We start from the raw sequence: 25,840 nt of genomic DNA on the forward strand, positions 1-25,840 counted from the left end.
CTTCTAATGCTAACAGTGTGACTGGAGCAACAAAACTATACACGAACCGGACGCTATTTTAAAGATAATAGTGTCTTTACGGCCCCGAACCCCGCGGCGAGGGTCATGGCCGCGCCACCCTTGGGACGACCGGGCTTCGCCGCCGGGTTCCAGGCGAACAGATCAACATGCGCCCAACGCACGCCCTTATCGACGAAACGGTCGAGGAACAGCGCCGCGGTAACCGCACCGGCGAAGCCGCCTTCGCCGGCATTATTTATGTCGGCAATGGTCGATTTGAGCATGTCCTTGTAGGGCGCCCACAGCGGCATCCGCCACAACGGGTCACCCGCCGCGGTGCCCGCCTCGGTCATTGCCGCCGCCAGCGCATCGTCATGGCTGAACAGCGCCGGCAGCTCGGGGCCAAGCGCGACGCGCGCCGCGCCGGTCAGCGTCGCGAAATCGAGCAGCAGGTCGGGCTGCTCCTCACACGCCAAAGTCAGCGCGTCGGCGAGGATCAACCGGCCTTCGGCGTCGGTATTGCCGATTTCGACGCGAAGCCCGGCGCGCGACGCCAGAATGTCGCCGGGGCGGAAGGCGTTGCCCGAAATCGCGTTCTCGACCGCCGGAATGATCAGCCGCAGGCTGACCGGCAGCCGCGCCTGCATCACCAGCCGGGCCAGCGCCAGCGCGTGCGCCGCGCCGCCCATATCCTTCTTCATCAGCGCCATGCCCGACGCGGGCTTGATATCGAGCCCGCCCGAATCGAAGCTGACGCCCTTGCCGACCAAGGTCAGCTTCGGGTGCGCGGGGTTGCCCCAGCGCATGTCGACCAGCCGTGGCTGGGTCGCCGCCGCGCGCCCGACCGCATGCACCATCGGAAAGCCAGCGTCGCCGCTCGCCGGCAACAGCGCCTCGCCAACTGTCACGCGCACCTCGGCGCCGAACAGCCGCGCCTGCTCCTGCACCGCCGCGGCAATCGCATCGGGGCCCATATCGGCCGCGGGCGTATCGACAAGGTCGCGCACCAGCGCCGTCGCTTCGGCAAGCCGCACGGTTTCGGTCGCGTCGCCCGCCACCAGCAGCACCCGCGCCCCTTCGGGTTCGGGGGTCGAGCGGTAGCGGTCGAACCGGTGCTGCGCCATCAGCCAACCCAGCCCGGCCAAGCCCGTTGCGCCGTCAACGCGGTAAGTCCCTGCCGGCAGCGCCGTCGCCGCATGCGCCAGATCCCACGGCCCGAGGTCGCCCGCCGGCACACCGACCACCGCGTCCCAGTCGGCACCGTCACCCGGCACCACCACCAGAGTCGCCGGCTTGCCGGCAAAGCGCGTCGCGGCGACATGCGCGCGAACACGCTCGCCCTGCGCGCCAAGCCAGGCGTCGAAGCTGTCGGTCGTCACCAGCGTCAGCCGCTTGGCGGGCTGGCCGCCGTCGTGCAGCAGCAGAATGGCAAATTCCGTCATGCCTCCACCCCGAACAAATCGGTTTCGTCAGCGTCTTCGATCACCACGCGGACAATATCGCCCGGCGTCAGCCCGACCGCGTCGCGCAACAGCACCTGCCCATCGATTTCGGGGGCATCTGCCTTCGAGCGACCAGTGGCGCCGCCCTCTTCGTCAACCTCGTCGATAATCACGTCGAGCGTGCGCCCGACCTTCGCCGCGAGCTTTGCGGCCGAAATGCGCGCGCTCGCCGCCATGAAGCGGTGCCAGCGCTCTTCCTTGACCTCTTCAGGGACATGGTTCGGCAGCGCGTTCGCCGCCGCACCCGCCACCGCCTCGTATTTGAAGCAGCCGACGCGGTCGAGTTGCGCTTCTTCGAGCCACTCGAGCAGATAGTCGAAGTCGGCGTCGGTCTCGCCAGGGAAGCCGACGATGAACGTCGAGCGCAGCGCCAGATCGGGCACATCGCGGCGCCAGCGGCCGATGCGCTCCAAAACCTTCGCCTCGTTCGCCGGGCGCCGCATCGCCTTCAGCACGCTGGGCGAGGCATGCTGGAACGGAATGTCGAGATACGGCAGCACCAGCCCCTCGGCCATCAACGGAATCAGCGAATCGACGTGCGGGTAGGGGTAGATATAGTGCAGCCGCACCCACGCCCCGGTCTCGCCCAGCGCGCGCGACAGATCGGCGACATGCGCGCGGATATTTTGTCCGTTCAGCACCGATTCGGCGTGACCGATATCGACGCCGTAGGCCGACGTATCCTGCGAAATCACCAGCAGTTCGCGCGTGCCCGCCTCGACCAGCTTCTGCGCCTCGCGCACCACCGCATTCGCCGGCCGGCTGACCAGCTTCCCGCGCAAATCAGGGATAATGCAGAACTTGCAGCTGTGGTTGCAGCCCTCCGAAATCTTCAGATAGCTGTAATGGCGCGGCGTCAGCTTGAGCCCGGATTCCGGCACCAGATCGAGAAACACCGACGGCGTGAACGGCGCCGCGTCATGCACCGCGCCCACCACCTGCTCGTACTGCTGCGGCCCGGTCACCGCGAGCACCTTTGGGAAGCGCGCGCGGATCATCTCCGCCTCATGCCCCAGGCACCCCGTCACGATGACACGGCCATTTTCGGCAATCGCCTCGCCAATCGCCTCCAGGCTCTCGGCCTTGGCGCTATCCAGAAACCCGCACGTATTGACCAGCACCACATCGGCCCCGTCATACGACGGCGACATCTGGTAACCGTCACGCCGCAACTGCGTCAGAATCCGCTCGCTATCAACCAGCGCTTTCGGACAACCGAGTGAAACAATGCCGATCTTCGGCGGTTCAGGGAGCGTGCGTGCCATGCGGCGCTGCATAGGGATTTTGGCGACAAGAAGCGAGTCGAAGAGCCTCCGGCGGGCAGGGGTGACCCCTGCACCCATTTATTGGCGCGGTGCCGCAATCGCGACGACCGCGCCGATGGTACCGTTCCAACAATCGGGTGCAGGCCTCAGGCCTGCCCGCCGGAGGCCCTTAATCTTGGCCCTTAAGCCGCAATCGCCAACTCGGTCGCCTGATTGATCGCGCGCTTGGCATCGAGTTCGCTGGCCTCGAACGCGCCGCCGATCAGCGAGGCGTTGACGCCCTCAGCCACCAGCGCATCGTAAAGGTCACGCGCCGGCAGCTGCCCGGCGCAGATGATCACTGTATCGACATCGAACAGCACGGGTTCGCCGTTCACCAGCGTGTGCAGGCCTTCGTCATCGATGCGGACATATTCGACGCCGCCCATCATCTGGACGCCGCGGCGTTGCAAGGTCAGCCGGTGCGTCCAGCCGGTGGTTTTGCCGAGGCCCTTGCCGGGCGCGCCGGCCTTGCGCTGCAGCAGCGTCACTTCGCGGCCCGAGCTTTCGACGACCGGCTCGACGCCGGTGACGCCGCCGCGCGGGTGGTTCTTGAAATCGATGCCCCATTCCTTGGCGAACACACTGATGTCCATCGCCGCCGACACGCCCTTGTGGGTGATCAGTTCGGCGACGTCGAAGCCGATGCCGCCGGCGCCCATGATCGCGACCTTCTGGCCCACGGTCGCGCGGCCGGTGATGACATCGACATAGCTCACTGCCTTGGGGTGATCGATCCCGGCAATGTCGGGGCGGCGCGGTGCGATGCCGGTGGCAACGACGACTTCATCAAAGCCGCCGGCCTTAAGGCTGGCGGCATCGACGCGCATGCCGAGCTTGAGCGTGATGCCGTAGACATCGATCATGCGGCGGAAGTAGCGCAGCGTTTCGACGAACTCTTCCTTGCCAGGGATGCGCTTGGCGAGATTGAACTGCCCGCCGATTTCGTCGGCTGCGTCAAACAGCGTAACCTTATGGCCGCGCTGCGCCGCGGTCGTCGCATAGGCGAGGCCAGCGGGGCCGGCGCCGACGACGGCGATGCGCTTGGTGGTGGCGGCGGGCTCGATCTTGAGCTCGGTTTCACGGCAGGCGCGCGGGTTGACGAGGCAGCTCGTCATGCGGCCGGTGAAGGTGTGGTCGAGGCAGGCCTGGTTGCAGGCGATGCAGGTGTTGATTTCGTCCTCGCGGCCTTCGAGCGTCTTTTTGATAAGGTCGGCGTCGGCCAGCATCGGCCGCGCCATCGACACCAGATCGGCGTCGCCCGCCGCCAGCACCGCTTCGGCAACATCGGGCATGTTAATGCGGTTCGAGGTGATCAGCGGGATGCCGAGCTCCTTGCGCAGCCGGCCGGTGACGCCGGCGAACGCGGCGCGCGGGACCATGGTGGCGATCGTCGGTACCTGGGCTTCGTGCCAGCAGAAATGCGTGCTGATGATGCTCGCGCCGGCGGCCTCGATGGCCTTGCCGAGCGACACGACTTCGTCCCACGCCAGCCCGCCCTGCAGCATGTCCATCGCCGAAATGCGGAACACGACGATAAAGTTGGGGCCGACGGCCGCCCGCGTGCGGCGCACGATCTCGACGGCGAAGCGCATGCGGTTTTCCCAGCTGCCGCCCCATTCGTCGGTGCGCTGGTTGGTCTTTTCGACCAGGAAGGTCGAAATCAGATAGCCGGCCGAGCCGATGATCTCGACGCCGTCATAGCCCGCTGCCTGCGCCAGCGTCGCGCAGCGCACGAAGTTTTCGATCTGGCCTTCGACGCCGTCGCCGTCGAGCTCGTTGGGGACAAAGGCGCCGATGCGCGACTTGATCGCCGACGGCGCGACGCAGTCGGGCGTGCCCGCCAGCGCCCCCGAATGCAGGATCTGCATGACGATCTTCACGTCCTTGTCGGCGGCATGGACCGCGTCGGTGACGATGCGGTGCGTCGCGACTTCGGCATCGTTGGTCAGCTTGGCGCCGCGCCCACCCGCGGGCGACGGCGATATGCCTCCAGTGATGATCATCCCGACGCCGCCGCGCGCACGTTCGGCAAAGAACGCCGCCATGCGTTCACCGGCGTTTTCGACATCCTCGAGCCCGGTGTGCATCGACCCCATCAGCACGCGGTTCTTGAGCTGCGTGAAGCCGAGGTCGAGCGGCGCGAACAGGTGCGGATATTTGGTGAGTGCGTTCATCGTCGATCCTGCCATTCCATCAAACAATCGTACAAATGGGTGCAGGCCTCAGGCCTGCCCGCGCGGCGCGCTCTTAGTCTTCAATCCTGCACATAAACCGGCGGCCGCTTCTCGAGAAACGCGCGCATCCCCTCGGCGAAATTGGGCGAGCGGCTGGTCATCACCTGGTTGCGGTTTTCGATCGCCATTGCGGCCTCGAGGCTCGACGCGTCGATCGCCATCGCGAGGCCTTCCTTGGTCATGCGCAGCCCCATCGGTGAGGCCGCGAGCATTTCGCTGATATAGGGCTGGGCGGCGACTTCGAGCTGGTCATCTGCAACGACTTCGCTGACCAGACCGACGGCGAGCGCGCGCGGGGCATGGATGAAGCGACCGGTGAGCATCAATTCGGAGGCAATCGAGCCGCCGACGAGGCGCGGCAGGAAATAGCTGACGCCCATGTCGCACGACGACAGCCCGAGCTTGATGAAAGCCGCGTTCATTTTGGCGGATTCGCCGGCGATGCGGATGTCGGACGCCAGCGCGAACGCGAAGCCGCCGCCGCACGCCGGGCCGTGGATCAGCGAGATGATCGGCTGCGGGCAGCGGCGCATCTTGATGTAGACGTCGGCGAGATAGCCCTGGAAACCGAAGCCGCCGCCGAACGGTGTCTTGCGGTCATCGGCATTGTCGCGCTGGCGAATGTCGAGCCCGGCGCAGAACGCCCGGCCGGCGCCGCGCATGACAACGATGCGCACGCTCTGGTCATGGTAGAGCTTGCCGAAATAGTCGTTCAGATCATCGACCATTTCGAGCGAGATCGAATTCATCGCTTCGGGCCGGTTGAGCGTCAGCCAGTCAACCTGACCGCGCTTTTCGATGCTGATCGTCGTGTAGGGCTGCGGCATGGATTCAAAACTCCCCGTGGTGGTCATTCTTATATGGCTGCGCTTCTGCGGCGCAGGCTGTGGCGCTGGCGCCATGCGGGTGCAATATTGGCGCGCCGCCGACGGCTTGGCTAGCAGAGATTGACGTTAACGTAAACCAAGCCGCATTTTTGCCGGCGCGGCCGTCGACCTTGTCGCGAGTGGCGCCCGGCACTAGCCTGCAGCACGGCGGCACAAAGTCCGCGTCCGGGGAGTGTCGCGCATGGTCAAGGTAGAGTTTTTCTTCGATTTGTCGTCGCCGTGGACGCGGCTGGCGTTCCACAATATCGCACCGATCATCGCCGAGACCGGTGCGGCCATCCACTGGCGGCCGTTTCTGGTCGGCGGCGTGTTCAACGCGGTCAATCAGGCGGTCTATGCCAGCCGCACCGAAGCGGCCGCACCGCGCCTGCGCAAGAGCTTCGAGTGGCTGCGCGAATGGGCCGAACTGGCGGGGCTGCCGATGAATTTTCCATCGCCGCATCATCCGTTGAAGTCGGTCGCGGCGATGCGGTTCTGCTGCGCGCTCGAGGCCGATCAGGCGCAGTTGCACAGGTTCGCGGCGCAGGCGTTTCACGCCTATTTCGCCGACCAGCGCAATCTCGACGATGTGGCATGCCTGATTGCGGTTGCCGATGAATGCGGCTTGCCCGGCGCGGCCATTGCAGCGCGGGCACAGTCGGACGAAGTCAAGGCGGCACTGCGCGCCAATACCGACGAGGCGATTGCCCGCGGCGCCTTCGGCTCACCGACAATCTTCGTCGACGACAAGCACATGTATTTCGGCAACGACCAGCTGCCGCTGGTGCGGCAGCGGATTGAAAAGCAGCAGCGCGGCGGCTGATCAGGCCGGCGAGATGCCGTGCACCAGCCCCAGCCCTTCGGCGCGGTAGCCGAGCAGCACCAGCGCATCGTCGCTGGCGAATTGGCGGACTTCGGGGCGCAGCGACAGGAACCAGTTTTCCTGCGCGCGGTAGATCGGCTTGGTGTACCAGCCGAACACCCCGGCGCGGTGTTCGGACGCGGTGCGGTTGAAGCCGGTCTTGTGCCAGACGCGGCTTTCGAACACGACGATCGAGCCCGCCGGTGCGACCATCGCCACCGTCGGCGCATCGGCTTCGTCGGCGCGTGGCGCGCGGTTCAACTTGTGGCTGCCCGGCACGAAGCGCGTCGCGCCATTGGCTTCGGTAAAGTCATCAAGGCACCAGGCGACGTTCATCCCCTGCGGGTCGGCGGCCCAGGGCTCGGGCATGAAGATCTGGTCGGCGTGCAGCACCATCTCGCCACCGCCCGGCCCGGTGATGTTCGCCGACAGATTGCCGAGCAGTGCCGGCCAGCCGAGCAGTGCTTTGACATAAGCGATAGCGACGGGATGAAACGCCAGATCCTCGAACAGCGGATCACGGCTGAGCACGTTCCAGACGCGCTGGTTCGAGCTGTCATGCGCATAATCGAGGCCAAAATGCTGCTCACGACCCCGCGCGCGGTCTGACGCGGCGGCGCGGTACAGCGCGTCACGCGTTGCCGTCAGTGCATCGCCGGTCAGCACGTCGGGCACAATCGTGAAGCCGAAATCGGCAATGTTGCGTAGCCCCTGCGCGATGTCGCGCGTCGGTGGCGGCAGCACGGGCGCGGCGGTCACGGCAACGGTGGCGTTCATCGGGCAGGCCCTTCGTTCGGGTTGATGCGCCGCGCATTGAGCAGCTCGACCGCTTCGCTGGCATTGGCGGCAATGCCGAGCCCGAGCCAGTAGCGCAGCTGCGGATCGATTGTCGCCTGCGTCGCCGGTGTCAACCCGGCGTTCCAGTTGATCTGCGGGCGCAGGAACGGCTTGGTGTAATAGCCGAACAGCAAAGCGCGGTCCTCGTCGGCGGTAATGTTGGCGCCCGAGGTGTGCCAGACGCGGCCGTCCATCGCGACGATCGACCCGGCCTTGGCCTCGAACGGCTGCAGGCGCTGCAAAGCGTCGGCGGGCACATCGGCCTGAGTCTGCCAGTGCTGGCTGCCCGGTATGAACAGCGTTGCGCCGTTTTCGAAGCGCACGTCCGACAGGCACCAGATGATGTTGATCGACCACGGCGCCGTCCACGGCGCGGGCACCACCAGCGCCAGGTCCGAATGCAGCGACATCGACTTGGCGCCGGGCCGCGCGATGTTGGCGGTGAAGTTCGAAATCAGGAAATCGTCACCCAGCAGCGCCGTCACCAGATCGACCGCCACCGGATTGCAGATCAGCTCGCGGAAAATCGCGTCGCGTTCGAGCAGGAAGAACACGCGGATATTGTGCGCGTTGGGGTCAAGCTCGGGCATGTAAATCGGCAGCCCCTGCCGGGCGTTTTCGGCCGCCGCCACATGCAGCCGGTCGAGCGCCTCGCGGGTCCGCGCGGCATCGATGACATCGGGAACGACGCACCAGCCAACCGTCTTGAGCGCTTCGCGCGCGGCGGCGAGGTCGGCGCGCGCGGCGGGGGCCAAAGGCACGGCTGTCTGGGCGGTTGCCATCGGATTTCCCCTCGGTGACTTTCGCCTTCTGCTCGAGGCGTGCAGCGATGCTCAGGCCGTTCGCGCGTCGAGTCAACGATATTTGGGAATGGTTTCCAACTTTGTGTTAGCCACGATTCGGTGGCCGCCCCGCGCGCACACGACAACAGGATGGAGACTTTCGCATGAACGCCGCGCTGACCATGACCAAGATCGTCGTCGCCGATGTCGATGCCGAAGCCGCTTTCTACATGGCGGTATGCGGTTTCACGATCGCGCAGCGCATCGAGGACGAGCGCTTCTGCGAAATCATCCTGCAGTCGCCCGAAGCCGGTTCGGCGGCACTTATCGTCATCAACTACAAGGGCGCGCCGCCGGCGACGCCCGGCGAATGCATACTGGTCTTCGAAACCAGCGACATCGGTGCATTCGTGGCGCGTGCGGTCGCGGCCGGCGCTGCGGTCACCACGCCGACGCAGACCATCGCCGCGCTCGACCTGGCCTATGCCATGCTGTGCGACCCCGAAGGCCATGTCGTCGAAGCACTGCAGCGCGGCGGCGTCACGAAGTAGCTGACAGCGGCGCGGGCGCGCGCTAGCTCTGGGCATCATTGCCTTGGGGGTTTTGCCGATGTCTGCCAGTCGCCACCTTGTTGACCCGGAACTCTTCGGGTTGCTCGAAACCTTTCCGCAGCTGCAGCTGTCGGAGGCGATTCTACCGCTGATGCGCGCCGCGCCGCCGCGGTCGTTCAGCTTCGGCGACCAGGGCGCATCGGTGCTGTCGAGCCGGCGCAGCATCGCGGGCCCGGCGGGTGCGCCCGATGTCTCGGTGTCGGTCCACGTCCCCGCCACGGCAACCACCAACCGTGGCGCCATCCTGCATATCCACGGCGGCGGCTATATCGCCGGCAGTGCCGAAGCCAACGCACCGGCGCACCGCGTGCTCGCTGAAGCGCTCGATGTCGTTGTGGTGTCGGTCGACTACCGGCTGGCGCCCGAAACGCGCTTCCCCGGCGCCGTCGAGGATTGCTACGTGGCGCTCGGCTGGCTGGTGGCCAACGCCGGCGAATTCGGGGTCGATGCCGCCCGCATCGGCATCATGGGCGAAAGCGCCGGCGGCGGGCTGGCGGCCGGGCTGGCGCTGCTGGTGCGCGACCGCGGTGAGTTTGCGCTGGCGTTCCAGCACCTGATCTATCCGATGATCGACGACCGCACCTGCACGCATCCTGACCCGCACCCCTATGCGGGCGAATTCATCTGGACGCACCAGAGCAATATCTTCGGCTGGACGGCGCTGCTCGGGGCGGCGCCGGGCGGCGACGATGTGTCACCCTATGCGGCCGCCGCCCGCGCCACCGACCTGACGCGCCTGCCGCCGACGTATATTGCCACCGGCGCGCTCGACCTGTTCCTCGAAGAAAACCTCGACTATGCGCGCCGCCTGACCCGCGCCGGCGTGCCGGTCGAACTCCACGTCTATCCGGGCGCCTTCCACGCGTTCCAGTTCGCCACCGATTCGGCGCTGAGCAAAACGGCATGGCTCGACAGCCAGCGCGCGCTCGAACGCGCGCTCAAGCCATAACGCCGCAGCACACCGGTTCCACGCAAATTCAATTACATTGATGATGTAATCGAGTAGGAATGTGAGACGGCAATACCAGCCGGCAGTCGCATGGGAGCCATACGCGTGACGGAATCAACAAGTGCGGGCGTTTGGCCGGTGTTGCGCATCGGCGACGTGGCCCCCGATTTCGAAGCGCGCACAACGATGGGCCCGGTCAGCCTTTCGAGCTTCCGCGGCCGTTGGCTGCTGCTGTTTTCGCACCCCGCCGACTTCACGCCGGTGTGCACCAGCGAGTTCGTCGCGCTGGCGCGCGCCGCCGATCGCTTCGCCGCCTTGAACTGCGCGCTGCTCGCGGTGTCGGTCGACAGCCTGTACGCGCATCTGGCCTGGGTGCGCGCCATCCACGAAGCCTTTGGCGTCACAGTCAATTTTCCCATCGTCGAGGATACCTCGATGAACGTCGGCCGCGCCTTTGGCATGATCGCCGATGACGCCACCGACTCAGCGACAATGCGGTCGAGCTTCTTCATCGACCCCGACGGCATCATCCGCGCCAGCTGCTGCTATCCGCCGACCGTCGGCCGCTCGGTCGACGAGATGTTGCGCGTCATCGCGGCGCTGCAGCGCGTCGATGCCGACCATATCGTCACGCCCGCCGGCTGGCAGCCCGGCGATGACGTGCTGCTGCCGCCGAGTTCCAACCAGGCGGCGGTGCTGGCGATGCCCGACGATCCGGCGTGGTTCCACCGCCGCCGCCCCGACGGCGAAGCCCCGGGACACAGCTAATGGTCGCCACGTTCGAAGCCGAAGCCGAAGTGCTGCGCGTACTGGGCCACCCGACGCGGCTGGCGCTGCTGACGCTGATCGCTACCGCCGAGCAGTCGGTCGGTGCCATCGAAACGGCGTCGGGTATCAGTCAGCCGGGGCTGTCGCAGCAGCTCGCGTTGTTGCGCAAGGCCGGGCTGGTGGCAACGCGGCGCGCCGCCAAGCAGGTTTATTACCGCATCGATCCGGCGGGCTTTGCGGCCACGACCGGCCTGTTGCAGGCGTTTGCCGGGCCCGCAGCCCCGGCGGCCAAGGTGCCACGGCGACCGGTCGCGTCGGCCGCGATGTTCGCGAAGATCCTGTAGCTTCCGGCGCGGCGCCGCCTGCGACGCAAAAACCGGGTGACAAATGGCCCCCGGGGCGCAATTGGCTGTGCTGCACGGCGCTGCGGTGACAGCGGCGGCAGTTTGGGGAAGGATTTGGCATGGGCATGCTTGAAGGCAAAGTCGTCGCGGTCACCGGTGCCGGGCGCGGTGTCGGGCGCGAAATTGCCTTGCTGTGTGCGGCACACGGCGCCGCAGTCGTCGTCAACGATCCCGGCGTCGGCGGCGGCGGTGAAGGCGGCGATGCCGGCCCGGCGCAGGACACGGTCAACGACATCATCGCAGCGGGCGGTCGGGCGCACGCCAATCTCGCCAGCGTCGCCGATCCGGCCGGTGCCACCACCATCATCGAGGATGCCGTCCAGCGCTTCGGGCGCATCGACGCGGTGGTCAACAACGCCGGCATCCTGCGCGACACCATCTGGCACAAGATGAGCCACGAGGACTGGCGCGCGGTCATCGACGTGCATCTCAACGGCTGCTTCAACGTGTCGAAGGCGGCGACGCCGTACTTTCGCGAGCAGCAGTCGGGCAGCTTTATCCACTTCACCTCGACCAGCGGGCTGATCGGCAACATCGGCCAGGCCAATTATTCGGCGGCGAAACTCGGCATCGTCGGGCTGTCGCAGTCGATTGCGCTCGACATGGCACGCGCCGGGGTGCGCTCGAACTGCATCGCGCCGTTCGCGTGGAGCCGGATGACCGCGTCGATCCCGGCTGAAACGCCGGCGCAAAAGGCGCGGCTCGAAAAGTTCAAGGCGATGAGCGCCGACAAGATCGCACCGCTGGTGGTGTATCTGGCGTCGGATGCGTCGGCAGAGGTGACCAACCAGATCTTCTCGGTGCGCAAGAACGAGATCGTGCTGTTCAGCAAGCCGCGGCCGGTGCGCTCGATGACCAAGCTCGAAGGCTGGACGCCCGAATCGATTGCCGCCGAACTGATCCCGGCGTTTCAGCCGAGCTTTGCCCGCGCCGATGAAGTGTCGGCGCATGTTTTCGGCTATGACCCGATTTGAAACCGCACCACCGTCTTGCATTTTTGCGTTGAAATTTCGGGCGCAACCAGCCGAACTTAACCGCTGTCGCGCCGCATTTTGAGGGATGATTGCCATGGATAATGATGTTTTCGACCAGTTCATCGAACAGCTGCAGCGCTACGTCCGCGAACGGCTGATTCCGGCCGAAAAGGCCATCATCGAAGCCGATGCGATCCCCGACGATATCCTCGCCGAAATGCGCGACATGGGGCTGTTTGGCCTGACCATGCCCGAAGAATATGGCGGCGCCGGCATGAACATCGCGCAGTATGTCCGCACCATCCGCGAACTGAGCTACGCGATGCCGTGCTACCGCTCGATCACCTCGATCAACATCGGCATGGTGTGTTCGGCGCTCAAGCGCGGCGGCACCGACGCGCAAAAGGCCGAATGGCTGCCGCGGCTCGCCGCCGGCGAGATTGCATCGTTCGGCCTGACCGAGCCCGGCTCGGGGTCGGATTCCGCGGCGATGCAGACGTCCGCGGTCAAGTCGGGCAATGGCTGGGTCCTCAACGGTACCAAGCGCTACATCACCAATGCGCCGTTCGCCAATGTCGCGCTGATCATGGCGCGCACCAACAAGGAAGCGCTGCCCAAGAACGCGCATGTGTCGGCGTTCATCGTGCCGATGGACACGCCGGGCATCACCGTCGGCAAGTCCGACAAGAAGATGGGCCAGGCTGGCAGCCATATCGCCGACATCATCATGGAAGACGTCAAGCTGCCCGCCGACGCGCTTCTCGGTGCCGAGGGCGGCGGCTTCGTGATGGCGATGCAGAGCCTCGACAACGGCCGGCTTTCGGTCGGCGCGGCTGCCGCCGGCTACGCCCGCCGCGCGCTCGACAGCGCGCTGCGCTACGCCAATGAACGCAAAGCGTTCGGCGAACCGATCGCCAACTTCCAGCTGATCCAGCAGATGCTGGCGGAAAGCGAGATCGAGATCTACGCCGCCGAATGCATGCTCGAAGACGCCTGCCGCCGTGCTGACGCCGGCGAGAATGTGCTGCGCAAGGCCGCCGCGGCCAAGGTCTTTGCGACTGAAATGTGCGGGCGCGTCGTCGACCGCGTCGTGCAGATTTACGGCGGCGCCGGCTATCTGGCCGAATATGACGCCGAGCGCTTTTTCCGCGATGCCCGCATCTACCGCATCTACGAAGGCACGACGCAGATCCTGCAGCTGCAGATCGCCAAGCACATGCTGCGTGAGTGGGCTGCACAGGCGTGATCCGTGTATAACCTGCTCGACGGGCTGACCGTCATCGAGGCGTCGTCGTTCGTCGCGTCGCCAACGGCGGGGCTGTATTGCGCGCAGTTCGGCGCCGAGGTCATCCGTGTCGACCAGGTCGGCGGCGGCCCCGATTACCGGCGCTGGCCGGTCACCGAGGGCAATGATTCGCTCTATTGGGAGAACCTGAACCGCGCCAAGAAGTCGGTGGCGCTTGACCTGTCGAAGCCCGAAGGCCGCGAGTTGCTGCAGGCGCTGGTGCGCGCCACCGGCCAGTTCATCACCAACTTCCCGGCGGAGGGATTTCTGTCGCACGCCAAGCTGGCAGAGGGCCGCGCCGATCTGGTGACGGTGCGCGTCATGGGCTGGGCCGACGGTGCACCGGCGCTCGACTATACCGTCAACAATGCGGTGGGCTATCCGATGCTCACCGGGCCGGGGCCTGAACCCGTCAACCATGTGCTGCCGGCTTGGGACCTGCTCAGCGGCGCCTATGCGGCGTTCGCATTGCTCGCCGCCATCCGCCGCCGCGAGAAGACCGGCGAGGGCAGCGAGGTGCGGATTCCGCTGTCCGACGTCGCCATCGGCACCGTCGCCAATCTCGGTGGAATCGCCGAAGTGCTGCACAGCGGCGCCAACCGGCCACGGCTGGGGAACGCGGTCTACGGGCTTTTCGGGCGTGATTTCGTGACGCGCGACGGCGTGCGGACGATGATTGTCGTGGTGACGCACCGGCAATGGGCGAATTTGCTCGGCGCGCTCGGTCTGAACGACGCGGTTGCCGCCATCGAGGCGCAGCGCGGCGTCAGCTTTGCCAGCAACGACGGGCTGCGTTTCGACCACCGTGACGCGCTCTACCCGCTGTTCGAAGCCGCCATTGGCGCGCGCGACCATGCCGCACTTGCCGCAGCGCTCGACAGCGCGGGCATCGTCCATTCGGCGTACCGCACCATGCTCGACGCCGCGCACGACCCGCGCCTCGTCGGCAACAACCCGATGTTCACTGCGTTTGATGCCAACCCGTCGGGGTTCGCCTATCCCGCCGCTGGCGCCTTCGGCACGATACCACAGCTCGAGCGCACCCCCGTGCAAGCGGCACCGCGCAACGGCCAGCACAGCGAACAGATGCTCGCCGAAGTGCTCAAGCTTTCATCGGGCGAAATCGCCCGCCTCATCGACTCAGGAACGGTAGGAATTGCCTCATGACCCAACTTCGTCGCGCTGCCATCGTTGCGCCGATCCGCACTGCCGTCGGCAAGTTCGGCGGCGCCTTGTCGTCGCTCACCGCCGGTGAACTCGGCGGCATCGTGCTCAAGGCACTGATCGACCGCACCGGAGTCGATCCGGAGCGCGTCGACGACGTGGTGTTCGCGCAAGGCTATGGCAACGGCGAGGCGCCGTGCATCGCGCATTGGTCGTGGCTCGCGGCGGGGCTGCCGCTCGAGGTGCCGGGCTATCAGCTCGACCGGCGTTGCGGCTCGGGGCTGCAGGCCATCGTCAACGCCGCGATGATGGTCCAGACCGGCGTCAGCGACATCGTCGTGGCCGGCGGCGTCGAGAGCATGTCGAACGTCGAACATTACAGCATCGATGTCCGCAAGGGCGTGCGGATGGGCAACATGACGCTGCACGACCGGCTGACGCGCGGTCGCGTGATGAGCCAGCCGATCGAACGCTTCGGCGTCATTTCCGGCATGATCGAAACCGCCGAAAACCTCGCCAAGGACTATGGCATCAGCCGCGAAGCCTGCGACGCCTATGCCGTCCGCTCGCACCAGCGCGCCACCGCCGCCTGGGCCAACGGGCTGTTCGCCGACGAGCTGGTGCCGGTTAGCATCGCGCAGCGCAAGGGTCCGCCTACAGTCTTCGACCACGACGAAGGCTACCGTAGCGATGCGACGCTCGAATCGCTCGGCGCGCTGCGTCCGATCGAAGGCGGCGTGGTGACCGCGGGCAACGCCAGCCAGCAGAATGACGCGGGCGCAGCCTGCCTCGTCGTCGCCGAGGACAAGCTCGAAGAACTCGGTCTTGAACCCATCGCCTTCTTCCACAGCTGGGCGGCTGCCGGCTGCGAGCCGTCGCGCATGGGCATCGGCCCGGTGCCGGCGACGCAGCGGCTGTTCGCGCGCAACGGACTGACCTGGGGCGACATCGGGCTGATCGAGCTCAACGAGGCGTTCGCACCGCAGGTGCTCGCCTGCCTCAAGGGCTGGGGCTGGAGCGACGACGACAGCCGCCACGCCATCCTCAACGTCAACGGCTCGGGCATCTCGCTGGGCCATCCGATTGGCGCCACCGGCGGCCGCATCCTCGCCAATCTGACGCGCGAAATGCAGCGCCGCGACGTGCGCTACGGGCTGGAGACGATGTGCATCGGTGGCGGTCAGGGCATTGCGGCGGTGTTCGAACGCGCATGAACCTGCTGCCCTATCTGGCCGCCGCGCAGACCTACCGCGACGCGGCGAAGGCCGCGTTGACGGCGCGGCTTGCCGAGCGCGCCATCGACGCCGAACAACGCGCCGCGCACGGTTTTGCCTGGGTGGCGACAACCGTTGCAGCCCTCGAAGCCGTCGCCGGCTGGCTCGACAGCAACGCCGGCGGCATAGCGCTCGACCGGCAGGTCGCGACCCTGATTTTCGCCGAAAGCATCGGGCAACTGACCGGCGGGCTGCCGATGGGGCAGAACGAAATCTTCCGCCCCGCCGACCTCGGGCTCTCAGCCGCAGCCGCCGTTTTGGCAACTGCAGCTGACACTTTGCTTAGCGCAGACTTGGCCGTAGTGCGCGCGGCGGTTGCGGCGGCATTGGCCGACGGTCAGACCCCGAGCGAAAGCCTGCACGACGCCGAACTCGACGCCATCCGCGAACAATATCGCCGCTTCACCGACAGCGAAATCCTGCCGCACGCGCACAAATGGCATCTGGCGAACGACCTCATTCCCGATGCCACCGTTGCCGCGATGGCGGCGCTCGGCACCTTCGGCGTCTGCATCCCCGAAGAATATGGCGGGCTGGGGCTGTCGAAGCTCGTCATGTGCCTCGTCACCGAGGAACTGTCGCGCGGCTGGATCGGCGCCGGGTCGCTCGGCACGCGCTCGGAAATCGCCGGCGAGCTCATCACCACCGGCGGCACCGACGCGCAAAAGGCGTACTGGCTGCCGCGCATCGCCAGCGGCGAAGTGCTGCCGACCGCGGTGTTCACCGAACCCGACACCGGCTCCGATCTGGGTTCGCTGCAGACGCGCGCGCGCCTGGGCGATTCCGGCTGGGTCATCGACGGCGCCAAGACCTGGATCACCCACGCCAGCCGATCCGACATGATGACGATGCTGGTCCGCACCCTGCCCGATGCCAAGGGTTACGCCGGCCTGTCGATGCTGCTCGTCCCCAAACCGCGCGGCACCGCGGCCGATCCGTTCCCGGCAGACGGCATGACCGGCAGCGAAATCGAGGTGCTCGGCTACCGCGGCATGCGCGAATATGCGCTGCAGTTCGACGCAATGTCCGCCCCCGCCGACGCACTGCTCGGCGGCGAGGAGGGGCAGGGCTTCAAGCAGTTGATGCGGACCTTCGAAGGCGCCCGCATACAGACGGCCGCGCGCGCCGTCGGCGTCGCCAAGCGCGCGCTCGACCTCGGGCGCGAATACGCCGTCAACCGCAAGCAGTTCGGCAAGGCGATCATCGGTTTCCCGCGCGTCGCCGACAAGCTCGCGATGAGCCTCGCCGATTTCGTCATGACGCGCGAGCTGACCTATGCCGCCGCGCGCGCCAAGGATTCGGGCAAGCGCTGCGACATCGAAGCCGGCATGGCCAAGCTGCTCGCCGCCCGCGCCGCGTGGAGCAATGCCGATGCGGCGCTGCAGATCCACGGTGGCAACGGTTATGCGCTCGAATATGAAATCAGCCGCGTACTGTGCGACGCGCGCATCCTCAACATCTTCGAAGGCGCCGCCGAAATCCAGGCGCAGGTCATCGCGCGCGGGCTGGCGGGGGGGCGCAACTGATGGGCGACTGGGACACCTGGATTGGCCGCGAAGAGCGCCTCAGCGACCGCATCGACGCCGGGCTGGTGACGCGCTGGCTCGCGACGCTCGACCGCGACGCGCCTGCTGATGGCAGCGTGCCGCAGGGGCTGCACTGGTGCCTCGGCCTGCCCGATGCACCGACCGCACGGCTCGGCCCCGACGGCCACCCGCGCCGCGATGACAGCCCCGACAGCTTCATGCCGCCGGTGCCGCTGCCGCGCCGCATGTGGGCGTCGAGCAAAGTCGAATTTCTGGCACCGCTGCACATTGGCGAGGCGGTCACCCGCACCTCGCGCATCCTGTCGATTACCGAGAAATCGGGCGGTTCGGGCCAATTGGTGTTCGTCGATGTCGGCCATGAAACCGCCGGCGCCAGCGGCGTCGCGGTCCGTGAAACGCAAAGTATCGTCTATCGCGGTGCGGCTGCCCCGGAGGCGCCGCTGTCGCCACCCGCGCCCGGTGCCGGAAGCTTCGACCCGTCGGCATGGCACGCGCACCGCACGCTGACGCCGACCGAACCGCTGCTGTTCCGCTACTCCGCGCTGACCTTCAACAGCCACCGCATCCACTATGACCTGCCCTATGCGACCGACGAGGAACGCTACCGCGGGCTGGTCGTCCACGGCCCGCTGACCGCGACGCTATTACTCGACCTCGCGCGGCGTGGGTTGGGCGACAATGCGCTCGCCGGCTTCGCCTTCCGCGGGCTGTCACCGGCAATCTGCGGCGAAGCGCTGCATCTGGTGCTGCGCGGGCAGGGCGCCGACATCGAACTCGCGGCGTTTGCCGCCGATGGGCGCCAGATCATGGCGGGTTCGGCGCAAAGCGCTGCGTCATGAGCGAGGACCGCATGAACCGCTACTGGACGCTCGCCGGGGTGCCCTCGACACCGTGGCCGACCGAGGCGACTTATGTGGTCGCCGAAGCCGCGATGCCGGTTCCCGGCCCGAACCAGGCGCTGACGCGGACGATCTATGTGTCGCTCGACCCCTATCAATGGGGCTATCAGCGCCGCGGCGCGGTTGCCCCGGGCGACCCGTGCCATGCGCGCACCGTCAGCCAGGTGGTCGCCAGCAACATCGACGGCATCGTGCCCGGCGACTTCGTTTTCGGCACCAACGGCTGGGCCGAATATGGCCTGATGGGCGAAGGCGTCGCGCGGCCGGCCTATATGATCCCGCGCAAGCTCGACCCCGCGCAGGGCAAGATCAGCAATGCGCTCGACGTGCTCGGCATGCTCGGGCTGACCGCTTATGCCGGGCTGATGCTGCAATGCGCGCCGCGACCCGGCGAAACCGTCGTCGTATCGGCAGCCGCGGGCGGCGTCGGGCAGATTGTCGGGCAGCTGGCGAAACTCGCCGGGTGCCGCGTCGTCGGCATTGCCGGGCGTGACGCCAAATGCCGCTACGTTGTCGATGAACTCGGCTTTGACGCATGCGTGTCGCACCTGTCGCCCAGCTTCGCCGCGGACCTCAAATCGGCGTGCCCCGCCGGCATCGATGTCTATTTCGAAAACGTCGGCGGCGCGGTGTTCGCGGCGGTGCTGGCACTGTTCAACGCCGACGCGCGCATGACGATCTGCGGCATCATCGCGCATTACGGAGATGCGACCCCCGCCGACGCCATCGCCGCCGAACGGCGCGCTGCCGAAGCCCGCGGTGTCACCGTCCACAATCTGTTCGTCGGCGATTTTGTCGAAAGCTGGCACGACCGCTTCCTCGCCGATGTCGCGCCGCAGGTCGCCGCCGGCCGGATACGCTACCGCGAAGACATCCGCGACGGCTTCATGGCAATCCCGTCGAGCTTTGCCGAAATGCTCAAGGGCGATGCGTTCGGCAAGACGATGGTCCGCATTTCACCCGATCCGACGCTGCCAGTGTCATCAAGCTGACGCACTGCAATCGGCAATTGGCGGTTTAACCGAATCCTGTTTAGGGACGACCAAAATCACGTTACTTGGGCAGCAAATCACTATGTCGGAAAATCGCGTCCTGCCGCTCGCCGGTGTCCACAACTTCCGCGACTATGGCGGCTACGGTGTCGCCGGCGGTGGCCGCTTGCGGAAGGGCGTACTGTTCCGGTCGGGTCAGCATCTTGAAGCGACGCCGGACGACCTCGCCGCGGTCGACGCGCTGGGGATCGCCAACATCATCGACTTGCGCGGTGACAACGAACGCCTGCTCTACCCGTGCCGTCGCGGGCCGGGCTTTGCCGCAGCGGTGCTCTTCGCCCCCGGCGAAACCACCGGCGCCGGTTCCGCCCCGCATGTCGAGGCGGCGGCTTCGCAAGTTGAAGCGCCCGCCGCGTCACTCGCCAGCGGTGCCGCTGCGGAGGCGCGACTGCGCATGACCAACAGCTATGCCGTGATGCCGTTCCGTCCGGTGCTCGCCGGCAGCTTCAGCCATTATTTCGCGGCACTCGGTCGCGGCGAGGGCGCCAGCCTGGTGCACTGCCTGGCCGGCAAGGACCGCACCGGTCTCGCGGTGGCGCTGCTGCAGGCGCTGATGGGCGTGCATGCCGATGACATCATGGCAGATTATCTGCTCACCAACACTGCCGGCGACGTCGAACGCCGCATCGAAGCCGGTGGTCGCCTGGTGCGCGCGCATGCGTCGGTGCCGCTTGATGATGACGCGGTGCGCGTCGTGATGTCGGTCGAGCCCGCCTATCTCGACACCGCGTTTGCCGCGATTCGCGAACGCCACGGCAGCGTCGAGGCCTATGCCGAAGCCGCCTGCGGCGTCACGCCGGCGTTGCGCGAAGCGATTGCCGCGCAGCTGATCGAGGGCTGACGCGCAGCCGCGCCGACGGCGGTCGGCGTGATTTTCGGGGGGCTTTGGGGGTCTTCGCGAATGGTGCTGCCGCGGAGGATTGAACTCCGGACCTCAGCCTTACCAAGGATGCGCTCTACCACTGAGCTACGGCAGCACATTCGCGAGGCGCGGCTATGGAGGAGGGGTCACCGCCTTGTCAAGCCGCGTCGGGTCGTGGCAAGGCATTTTGCATGGCAAAACCGAGCAAACCCGCAACCGAGGCCGAGCGTCGCAATGCGCGGCTCGCTGAAGCGTTGCGCGCCAATCTGGCGCGGCGCAAGGCGCGCGCCCGTGCCGAAGGTGCCGCAGGCGACGAAGAGAATGAAGTTAACAATTAGTTAGCTGTAAACTTCGCGCAGAACCCTCAGGACCCGTAAAGACTGAACAAATTCGCCGCGTAGGTCGTTGCAATCAGGCGGGTGTGGCCAGCGCCTTTTTGATGGCATCCTGCAGTGCCGGCGACATTGGCGTCACCTTGTGGTTGAACGACTGCAGAAGCTGGCCATCACGGCCCACCAGGAATTTGTGGAAATTCCATTCGGGTTCGACCGACGGGCCCATCGTCTTGACCGCCCATTGGTAGAACGGCGCGGCATTCTTGCCGGTGACGACGCTGCGTTCGGTCATCGGGAAGCGGATGCCGAACTTCGATTCGCAGAATTCCTTGATCTTGGCGTTGCTGTCCGATTCCTGGTTGAAGTCGTTTGACGGGATGCCGATGACGACCAGCCCCTGCGCCGAGTAGGTCTCGTACAGCTTTTGCAGGCCTTCATATTGCGGGGTGAAGCCGCAGAAGCTCGCGGTATTGACCACCAGCAGCACCTTGCCCTTGAACTGCGCGAACGGCATCGGCTTGCCGTCGATGGTTTCCATGTTGAAGCCATAGGCATTGCCGGGCAGCGCCGCAGGGGCGGCGGCGACCGCGACAATTGCGGCGGCGGTCAGGGTCAGCAGCTTGTACATGCGGGTTCTCCAATAGCGTTGGCCAAAGCTGGCGCAATTGCCGCGGCAACGCAATGCGCGCCAGCGCCGCAGCCGGTCACAAAGGTGCCGTCATCGCGTTGAGCCACTTGGCCTGCACATCATCGAGCAGTGGGCCGACTTCGGCATTCACGCGCGCGTGATAGGCATCGACCCAGGCGCGTTCGTCGGCGGTCAGCAGCGCGACATCGATGAGGTTGCGGTCGATCGGCGCCAGCGTCAGCGTCTCGAACCCGTACATCGGCTTTTCGGCGCCGGGCACATCACGTTCGACGACCAGCACGAGGTTTTCGATGCGGATGCCGTATTCGCCGGTTTTGTAATAGCCCGGCTCGTCGGACAGGATCATGCCGGGCATCAGCGGTTCCTCGCCGCCGGTGCCGATGACGGTGGCGATGCGCTGCGGGCCTTCGTGGACCGACAGATAGCTGCCGACGCCGTGGCCGGTGCCGTGCGCGTAATCCAATCCGACTTCCCACAGCGGCAGCCGCGCCAGCACATCCAATTGCCCGCCGCGCGTGCCCTTGGGAAACACCGCGCGCGCCACCGCGATATGGCCCTTGAGCACGCGGGTGAAGCGGTCGCGCATTTCCGCCGTCGGCGTACCGACCGCCATCGTCCGCGTCACGTCGGTGGTGCCGTCTTTGTACTGGCCGCCCGAATCGAGCAGGAACAGACTGTTCATCGTGATCGGCAGATTCGTCGCTTCGGACACGCGGTAATGGACAATGGCGCCGTTGGGGCCGGCGCCCGAAATCGTGTCGAAACTCAGGTCTTCGAGCTGGTTGGTGGCGTCGCGGAACTGGCGCAGCTTGGCGGCCGCTTGCAATTCGTCGAGCTTGCCCTTGGGCGCCTCGCCATCGAACCAATGCAGGAAGCGCGTCAGCGCCGCGCCGTCGCGCAGGTGCGCCGCCTTGGTGCCGGCGATTTCGGTCGGGTTCTTGACCGCCTTGGGCAGCACGCACGGATCGCGGGTCTCGTGGATGCGCGCGCCGCCCGCTGCCAGCCGCTCGAAGATCGCCGCGACCGCGCTCGCCGGATCGGCGACCACGGTCTTGCTGCCGAGCGCCTCCAACGCATCGCCGAACGCGCTGCGGTCATGCGTGCGGACATCGCTGCCTAGATGCGCACGCACCGCGTCGGTCAGCTTGCCGGGCTCGACAAACAGGTCGGCGCTGGCATCGGCATGGACGATGGCGAACGCCAGCGCCACCGGCGTGCGCGCCACGTCGCGGCCGCGGATATTGAGCAGCCAGGCGATCGAATCGAGCGCGGTGATGACGACGGCATCGCTGTTCTGCGTCTTGAGCCACGCCGCGACCGCGGCACGCTTGTCGGCCGACGATTGCCCGGCGAGTGCAGCATCATGGACCTCGAGCGCCGCGCCCGACGGCGCCGGCCGTGTCGCCCAGACGCTGTCGATCGGGTTCTGCGGCTGTGCGACCAGCTCGGCACCGCGCGCCGCGAGTGCCTTGGCGGTCGCCGTCACCCAGCCCTTGGTGTGCAGCCACGGGTCATAGCCGATGCGGTCGCCGGCCTTGGCATTGACCGCGAGCCAATCGGTCGTCGGCGTTTCGGGGATGCTGATGTAATCGTACAGCGCGCCGTCGACCTGCGCGCGGACCTGCAGCGTGTAGCGGCCGTCGGTGAACATCGCCGCCTTGTCCGCCAGCACCACCGCCGCGCCCGCCGAGCCTTCAAAGCCGGTCAGCCACGCCAGCCGTTGCGCATATCCGCCGACATATTCGCTCATATGCTCGTCGGTGAGCGGAATGACGAAACCGGTGAGTTCGGTCGCGGCGAGCGTATCGCGCAGCGCAGCAAGACGGGCGGCATGGGTCGACATGGGGCAGGCTTCCGGGCAGGTTGAGAACCGTTCTTACGCCTTGCAGCGCCACCATGAAAGGACTTGCGATGCGCGATTCGACGAAGGCCGGCCCGATTGCCACCAAGGCGCGCCCGCGTGCCGTGAAGGCGGTGGCACGCTTCAAGCCCGGCGACCTGATCACCGCCGAAGCGCTCAACGGCATCATCGACGCGGTCAACGCACTCGCTGACCGCGTCGCGGCATTGGAGAAGCGCTGCGGCTGAGAGTCGACCTGACCGCACCGCGCCGGTAAACAGGACGCATGACCCAACCGCCCGTCGCTGAACGCCGCCCGCACACCGTCACCCACCACGGCGTCAGCATAGACGACCCCTGGGCATGGCTGCGTGACCCCGGCTATCCGACCGTGACCGATGCGTCGGTGCTCGCCTATCTCAACGCCGAAAACGACTGGTTCAACGCTTGGGCGAAACCCCGCCAGGCGCAGATCGATGCACTGACCGCCGAACTGCGCGGCCGTATCGTCGAGGATGACGCCAGCGTCCCGGCGCGCGACGGTGGCTATGACTATTGGTGGCGCTTCGAAACCGGCGGCCAATACCGGCTGTGGCTGCGACGCCCAGCCGGTGGCGGTGACGAACAACTCATTCTCAGCGAACCGGCGCTCGCCGAGGGTCACGACTATTTCCGCCTCGGCGGCCTGACGGTCAGCCCCGATGGCCGGCTGCTCGCCTACGCCACCGATTGCGACGGTTCCGAACGCTTCACGCTCAAGGTCTGCGACATTGCGACCGGTGCCGACATCGCGACGGTCGCCACCACCACCATCGGCTCGCCGGTCTGGGCGGCGGACTCATCGGCGCTGGCATGGACCGAAGTCGATGAGCGCTGGCGCCCGTGGCGCGTCCGGCTGCACCGGCTCGGGCAGGGCAGCGACGATGCCGTGCTGTTCGAAGAAGCCGACATCGGCTTCCGCGTCCACGTCAGCCGCAGCCAGGACCGGAGCCATTGGCTCATTGTTGTTTCCGATCATGTGACGAGCGAAGTCCACCTCGTCCCCGCCGCCGCGCCGCTGACCCCACCAAGTCTGGTGTCGGCGCGGCAGGCGGGCCGCGAATATGATGTCGATGTGCGTGGGGAAACGCTGTTCATCCGCGCCAACGACACCCACCCCAATTTCCGCATCGTCCGCGCCGCGCTCGACACGCCGGGCGATTGGCACGAAGTCATCGCCGCCAGCGACCGCCACTATATCCGCGGGCTGACAGCCTTCACCTCGTACCTTGCGATTTCCGAACGCGTCGAAGGCCTCGACCAGATCCGTCTGCATCTGAACGACGGTCGCGACCATTACGTCGCCCTTCCCGAAGCGAGCTACACCGCATCGCTGGGCACCAACGCCGAACCCGACGCGCCGGTGCTGCGCCTCGGCTACAGCTCGATGGTCACGCCGAATACGGTGTTCGATTATGACGTGGCCGCGCAGACGCTGTGCCCACGCAAGGTGCAGCAGGTGCCGTCGGGCTATGATGCCAGCCAGTATGAAACGCTGCGGCTGACCGCCACCGCACGCGACGGCACTGTGGTGCCGGTGTCGGTGGTGATGCGCCGCGACTTCCCGCGCGACGGCTCGGGCAAGCTGCACCTGTATGGCTACGGCGCCTACGGCATCGCGATTCCGCCGAACTTTTCGACCAGCCGCCTCAGCCTGCTCGACCGCGGTATCGCCTATGCCATCGCGCATGTCCGCGGCGGCGACGACCTCGGCTACCAATGGTATCTCGACGGCAAGCTCGCCAAGCGCACCAACAGCTTCACCGATTTCGTCGATTGCGCCCATGCATTGATCGCCGCCGGGCTGACGCGCGCCGGCAACATCTCGATCAGCGGCGGCTCTGCCGGCGGCGAGCTGATGGGCGCGGTGATGAACAGCGATCCCGAGCTGTGGTGCGGCGTCGTCGCGCATGTGCCATTTGTCGATGTGCTGGCGACGATGCTCGACGCCAGCCTGCCGCTGACGCCCGGCGAATGGCCCGAATGGGGCAACCCGATCGAGGACAAGGCGGCGTTCGACCTCATCGCCAGCTACAGCCCGTATGACAATGTGGCAGCCTGTGCCTATCCGCCGCTGCTGGTGACGGCGGGGCTCAACGACCCGCGCGTCACCTATTGGGAGCCGGCGAAATGGGTGGCGAAGCTGCGCGCCACCAAGACCGACAGCAATCTGTTGCTGCTCAAGACCAACATGGATGCCGGCCACGGCGGCAAGTCGGGGCGCTTCGACAGCCTCGGCGAGATCGCCGAAGAGTATCAGTTCCTGATCGAGGCGCACGATGCCGCCGCCCGCTGACCGCCCGTCATTCTCGCAGACCGTCGTCGCACAGCCCGCCGACATCGACGAGCTCGGCCATGTCAGCAACATCGTCTACGTCCGCTGGATCCAGGACATCGCCACCGCGCACTGGCGCGCCGTCGCCCGTCCCGAAGACATCGCCGCGTTCGTCTGGGTCGTAACGCGCCACGAGATCGACTACGCCCGCGCCACTTTGGAAGGCGAAACAGTAACGCTGACGACCTGGGTCGGCACGCCGCGCGGCGCGCGCTTCGACCGCTACGTCGAAATCACCGGCGCCGACGGCAAGCTGCGCGCCAGCGCCACCACGGTCTGGGCGCTCGTCGACGCCGCCACCCGCCGCGCACTGCGCGTGCCCGCCGAAGTCGCGGCGCCGTTTCTGACGGTTTGAGTGTAGGGCCTCCGGCGGGCAGGGGCTTGCCCCTGCACCCATATGCTGCCGGTGCCTCAGCCGCGACGCCCGAATTCGATGCACCCACCCAAACCTATGGGTGCAGGG

25 protein-coding genes and 1 tRNA gene are annotated in these 25,840 nt (G+C 66.5%); 17 read left to right on the forward strand and 9 right to left on the reverse strand.

Annotated features, from left to right (window positions below; translation table 11 throughout):
* Positions 1–53: 53 nt before the first annotated feature.
* The 4 genes from EUV02_RS14335 to EUV02_RS14350 all read right to left on the reverse strand — a co-directional run bounded on the left by EUV02_RS14335 (position 54) and on the right by EUV02_RS14350 (position 5,870).
* Positions 54–1,442, reverse strand: a complete 1,389-nt coding sequence (locus tag EUV02_RS14335) for a leucyl aminopeptidase family protein (RefSeq protein ID WP_135246953.1) — start codon at positions 1,440–1,442, stop codon at positions 54–56.
* Positions 1,439–2,767, reverse strand: coding sequence for a 30S ribosomal protein S12 methylthiotransferase RimO (gene rimO / locus EUV02_RS14340; RefSeq protein WP_135246954.1), 1,329 nt, complete (start codon positions 2,765–2,767; stop codon positions 1,439–1,441). The genes EUV02_RS14335 and rimO overlap by 4 nt, the downstream gene beginning before the upstream one ends.
* Before the next feature lie 182 nt (positions 2,768–2,949).
* The gene (locus tag EUV02_RS14345; protein ID WP_207790199.1) at positions 2,950–4,983 is read right to left on the reverse strand and encodes an NADPH-dependent 2,4-dienoyl-CoA reductase; all 2,034 of its coding nucleotides are present in this window, start codon (positions 4,981–4,983) and stop codon (positions 2,950–2,952) included.
* 80 nt (positions 4,984–5,063) lie between these two features.
* Entirely contained in the window at positions 5,064–5,870 is an 807-nt protein-coding gene (locus EUV02_RS14350; protein WP_135246956.1) for an enoyl-CoA hydratase/isomerase family protein, read from the reverse strand.
* A gap of 241 nt (positions 5,871–6,111) precedes the next feature.
* Between EUV02_RS14350 and EUV02_RS14355 the strand changes: the two genes are divergently transcribed.
* Positions 6,112–6,732 (forward strand): 2-hydroxychromene-2-carboxylate isomerase, encoded by a 621-nt coding sequence (locus EUV02_RS14355; protein ID WP_135246957.1) that lies wholly within the window; start codon positions 6,112–6,114, stop codon positions 6,730–6,732.
* Here the strand turns inward: EUV02_RS14355 and EUV02_RS14360 are convergent, their stop codons facing one another.
* Positions 6,733–7,548, reverse strand: coding sequence for a phytanoyl-CoA dioxygenase family protein (locus EUV02_RS14360; RefSeq protein ID WP_135246958.1), 816 nt, complete (start codon positions 7,546–7,548; stop codon positions 6,733–6,735).
* Positions 7,545–8,390, reverse strand: coding sequence for a phytanoyl-CoA dioxygenase family protein (locus EUV02_RS14365; protein ID WP_135246959.1), 846 nt, complete (start codon positions 8,388–8,390; stop codon positions 7,545–7,547). Before EUV02_RS14365 ends, EUV02_RS14360 begins: the two co-directional genes overlap by 4 nt.
* Positions 8,391–8,554: 164 nt before the next feature.
* On the opposite strand from EUV02_RS14365, the gene EUV02_RS14370 reads away from it, so the two are divergent.
* The 12 genes from EUV02_RS14370 (at position 8,555) to EUV02_RS14425 (ending at position 20,158) form a co-directional block, all read left to right on the forward strand.
* Complete coding sequence (locus EUV02_RS14370; protein WP_135246960.1) at positions 8,555–8,941, forward strand: VOC family protein; 387 nt, start codon at positions 8,555–8,557, stop codon at positions 8,939–8,941.
* 58 nt (positions 8,942–8,999) lie between these two features.
* The gene (locus EUV02_RS14375; RefSeq protein ID WP_135246961.1) at positions 9,000–9,950 is read left to right on the forward strand and encodes an alpha/beta hydrolase; all 951 of its coding nucleotides are present in this window, start codon (positions 9,000–9,002) and stop codon (positions 9,948–9,950) included.
* Between the two features lie 105 nt (positions 9,951–10,055).
* A complete protein-coding gene (locus EUV02_RS14380; RefSeq protein WP_279379528.1) occupies positions 10,056–10,718 on the forward strand; it encodes a peroxiredoxin in 663 nt (220 codons plus the stop codon).
* Entirely contained in the window at positions 10,718–11,062 is a 345-nt protein-coding gene (locus EUV02_RS14385) for an ArsR/SmtB family transcription factor (protein ID WP_135246963.1), read from the forward strand. The genes EUV02_RS14380 and EUV02_RS14385 overlap by 1 nt, the downstream gene beginning before the upstream one ends.
* A 125-nt stretch (positions 11,063–11,187) precedes the next feature.
* Positions 11,188–12,096: an SDR family NAD(P)-dependent oxidoreductase gene (locus EUV02_RS14390; RefSeq protein WP_135247041.1), complete on the forward strand. Its 909-nt coding sequence runs from the start codon at positions 11,188–11,190 to the stop codon at positions 12,094–12,096.
* A gap of 94 nt (positions 12,097–12,190) precedes the next feature.
* A complete protein-coding gene (locus tag EUV02_RS14395; protein ID WP_135246964.1) occupies positions 12,191–13,342 on the forward strand; it encodes an acyl-CoA dehydrogenase family protein in 1,152 nt (383 codons plus the stop codon).
* Between the two features lie 3 nt (positions 13,343–13,345).
* A complete protein-coding gene (locus EUV02_RS14400; RefSeq protein ID WP_135246965.1) occupies positions 13,346–14,548 on the forward strand; it encodes a CoA transferase in 1,203 nt (400 codons plus the stop codon).
* Positions 14,545–15,759 carry an acetyl-CoA C-acetyltransferase gene (locus EUV02_RS14405; RefSeq protein WP_135246966.1) on the forward strand — a complete coding sequence of 405 codons (1,215 nt, stop codon included), beginning with the start codon at positions 14,545–14,547 and terminating at the stop codon, positions 15,757–15,759. Before EUV02_RS14400 ends, EUV02_RS14405 begins: the two co-directional genes overlap by 4 nt.
* Positions 15,756–17,345 carry an acyl-CoA dehydrogenase family protein gene (locus EUV02_RS14410; protein ID WP_135246967.1) on the forward strand — a complete coding sequence of 530 codons (1,590 nt, stop codon included), beginning with the start codon at positions 15,756–15,758 and terminating at the stop codon, positions 17,343–17,345. Before EUV02_RS14405 ends, EUV02_RS14410 begins: the two co-directional genes overlap by 4 nt.
* Complete coding sequence (locus EUV02_RS14415) at positions 17,345–18,205, forward strand: HTD2 family dehydratase (protein ID WP_135246968.1); 861 nt, start codon at positions 17,345–17,347, stop codon at positions 18,203–18,205. Before EUV02_RS14410 ends, EUV02_RS14415 begins: the two co-directional genes overlap by 1 nt.
* Positions 18,202–19,257 carry an MDR family NADP-dependent oxidoreductase gene (locus tag EUV02_RS14420; RefSeq protein ID WP_207790200.1) on the forward strand — a complete coding sequence of 352 codons (1,056 nt, stop codon included), beginning with the start codon at positions 18,202–18,204 and terminating at the stop codon, positions 19,255–19,257. The genes EUV02_RS14415 and EUV02_RS14420 overlap by 4 nt, the downstream gene beginning before the upstream one ends.
* An 82-nt stretch (positions 19,258–19,339) precedes the next feature.
* Positions 19,340–20,158: a tyrosine-protein phosphatase gene (locus EUV02_RS14425; RefSeq protein ID WP_135246969.1), complete on the forward strand. Its 819-nt coding sequence runs from the start codon at positions 19,340–19,342 to the stop codon at positions 20,156–20,158.
* 61 nt (positions 20,159–20,219) lie between these two features.
* On the opposite strand, the gene EUV02_RS14430 is transcribed toward EUV02_RS14425, so the two are convergent.
* Positions 20,220–20,294, reverse strand: a tRNA-Thr gene (locus EUV02_RS14430).
* A 76-nt stretch (positions 20,295–20,370) separates the two neighbouring features.
* On the opposite strand from EUV02_RS14430, the gene EUV02_RS15700 reads away from it, so the two are divergent.
* Positions 20,371–20,517 carry a hypothetical protein gene (locus EUV02_RS15700; protein ID WP_166430640.1) on the forward strand — a complete coding sequence of 49 codons (147 nt, stop codon included), beginning with the start codon at positions 20,371–20,373 and terminating at the stop codon, positions 20,515–20,517.
* Positions 20,518–20,590: 73 nt separating this feature from the next.
* Here EUV02_RS15700 and EUV02_RS14435 read toward each other — a convergent pair whose 3' ends face one another.
* Positions 20,591–21,142 carry a glutathione peroxidase gene (locus EUV02_RS14435; protein WP_135246970.1) on the reverse strand — a complete coding sequence of 184 codons (552 nt, stop codon included), beginning with the start codon at positions 21,140–21,142 and terminating at the stop codon, positions 20,591–20,593.
* Between the two features lie 76 nt (positions 21,143–21,218).
* On the reverse strand, positions 21,219–23,006 hold the full coding sequence (locus EUV02_RS14440; RefSeq protein WP_135246971.1) for an aminopeptidase P family protein: 1,788 nt from the start codon (positions 23,004–23,006) through the stop codon (positions 21,219–21,221).
* Positions 23,007–23,059: 53 nt separating this feature from the next.
* Here EUV02_RS14440 and EUV02_RS15705 point away from each other — a divergent pair, with 53 nt between their 5' ends.
* Genes EUV02_RS15705 through EUV02_RS14450 form a run of 3 tightly spaced genes read left to right on the forward strand, consistent with a single transcriptional unit; the run spans position 23,060 to position 25,732 of the window.
* The gene (locus EUV02_RS15705; RefSeq protein ID WP_166430641.1) at positions 23,060–23,251 is read left to right on the forward strand and encodes a hypothetical protein; all 192 of its coding nucleotides are present in this window, start codon (positions 23,060–23,062) and stop codon (positions 23,249–23,251) included.
* A 38-nt stretch (positions 23,252–23,289) separates the two neighbouring features.
* On the forward strand, positions 23,290–25,338 hold the full coding sequence (locus tag EUV02_RS14445) for a S9 family peptidase (protein ID WP_135246972.1): 2,049 nt from the start codon (positions 23,290–23,292) through the stop codon (positions 25,336–25,338).
* The gene (locus tag EUV02_RS14450) at positions 25,322–25,732 is read left to right on the forward strand and encodes an acyl-CoA thioesterase (RefSeq protein ID WP_135246973.1); all 411 of its coding nucleotides are present in this window, start codon (positions 25,322–25,324) and stop codon (positions 25,730–25,732) included. The genes EUV02_RS14445 and EUV02_RS14450 overlap by 17 nt, the downstream gene beginning before the upstream one ends.
* Positions 25,733–25,840 lie beyond the last annotated feature (108 nt).

It is taken from the genome of Glacieibacterium arshaanense, from assembly GCF_004681125.1.
Classification (GTDB): Bacteria; Pseudomonadota; Alphaproteobacteria; order Sphingomonadales; family Sphingomonadaceae; genus Polymorphobacter_A; species Polymorphobacter_A arshaanense.

Bases quoted from the DNA above. Each gene is read 5' to 3' on its own strand.
- EUV02_RS14370 (WP_135246960.1), top strand. From the start codon at position 8,555: ATGAACGCCGCGCTGACCATGACCAAGATCGTCGTCGCCGATGTCGAT.
- EUV02_RS14355 (WP_135246957.1), top strand. From the start codon at position 6,112: ATGGTCAAGGTAGAGTTTTTCTTCGATTTGTCGTCGCCGTGGACGCGG.
- EUV02_RS14395 (WP_135246964.1), top strand. From the start codon at position 12,191: ATGGATAATGATGTTTTCGACCAGTTCATCGAACAGCTGCAGCGCTAC.
- EUV02_RS14450 (WP_135246973.1), top strand. From the start codon at position 25,322: ATGCCGCCGCCCGCTGACCGCCCGTCATTCTCGCAGACCGTCGTCGCA.
- EUV02_RS15705 (WP_166430641.1), top strand. From the start codon at position 23,060: ATGAAAGGACTTGCGATGCGCGATTCGACGAAGGCCGGCCCGATTGCC.
- EUV02_RS15700 (WP_166430640.1), top strand. From the start codon at position 20,371: ATGGCAAAACCGAGCAAACCCGCAACCGAGGCCGAGCGTCGCAATGCG.
- EUV02_RS14435 (WP_135246970.1), bottom strand. From the start codon at position 21,142: ATGTACAAGCTGCTGACCCTGACCGCCGCCGCAATTGTCGCGGTCGCC.
- rimO (WP_135246954.1), bottom strand. From the start codon at position 2,767: ATGGCACGCACGCTCCCTGAACCGCCGAAGATCGGCATTGTTTCACTC.
- EUV02_RS14385 (WP_135246963.1), top strand. From the start codon at position 10,718: ATGGTCGCCACGTTCGAAGCCGAAGCCGAAGTGCTGCGCGTACTGGGC.
- EUV02_RS14405 (WP_135246966.1), top strand. From the start codon at position 14,545: ATGACCCAACTTCGTCGCGCTGCCATCGTTGCGCCGATCCGCACTGCC.
- EUV02_RS14345 (WP_207790199.1), bottom strand. From the start codon at position 4,983: ATGAACGCACTCACCAAATATCCGCACCTGTTCGCGCCGCTCGACCTC.
- EUV02_RS14335 (WP_135246953.1), bottom strand. From the start codon at position 1,442: ATGACGGAATTTGCCATTCTGCTGCTGCACGACGGCGGCCAGCCCGCC.
- EUV02_RS14425 (WP_135246969.1), top strand. From the start codon at position 19,340: ATGTCGGAAAATCGCGTCCTGCCGCTCGCCGGTGTCCACAACTTCCGC.
- EUV02_RS14410 (WP_135246967.1), top strand. From the start codon at position 15,756: ATGAACCTGCTGCCCTATCTGGCCGCCGCGCAGACCTACCGCGACGCG.
- EUV02_RS14445 (WP_135246972.1), top strand. From the start codon at position 23,290: ATGACCCAACCGCCCGTCGCTGAACGCCGCCCGCACACCGTCACCCAC.
- EUV02_RS14360 (WP_135246958.1), bottom strand. From the start codon at position 7,548: ATGAACGCCACCGTTGCCGTGACCGCCGCGCCCGTGCTGCCGCCACCG.
- EUV02_RS14390 (WP_135247041.1), top strand. From the start codon at position 11,188: ATGCTTGAAGGCAAAGTCGTCGCGGTCACCGGTGCCGGGCGCGGTGTC.
- EUV02_RS14350 (WP_135246956.1), bottom strand. From the start codon at position 5,870: ATGCCGCAGCCCTACACGACGATCAGCATCGAAAAGCGCGGTCAGGTT.
- EUV02_RS14420 (WP_207790200.1), top strand. From the start codon at position 18,202: ATGAGCGAGGACCGCATGAACCGCTACTGGACGCTCGCCGGGGTGCCC.
- EUV02_RS14415 (WP_135246968.1), top strand. From the start codon at position 17,345: ATGGGCGACTGGGACACCTGGATTGGCCGCGAAGAGCGCCTCAGCGAC.
- EUV02_RS14365 (WP_135246959.1), bottom strand. From the start codon at position 8,390: ATGGCAACCGCCCAGACAGCCGTGCCTTTGGCCCCCGCCGCGCGCGCC.
- EUV02_RS14440 (WP_135246971.1), bottom strand. From the start codon at position 23,006: ATGTCGACCCATGCCGCCCGTCTTGCTGCGCTGCGCGATACGCTCGCC.
- EUV02_RS14375 (WP_135246961.1), top strand. From the start codon at position 9,000: ATGTCTGCCAGTCGCCACCTTGTTGACCCGGAACTCTTCGGGTTGCTC.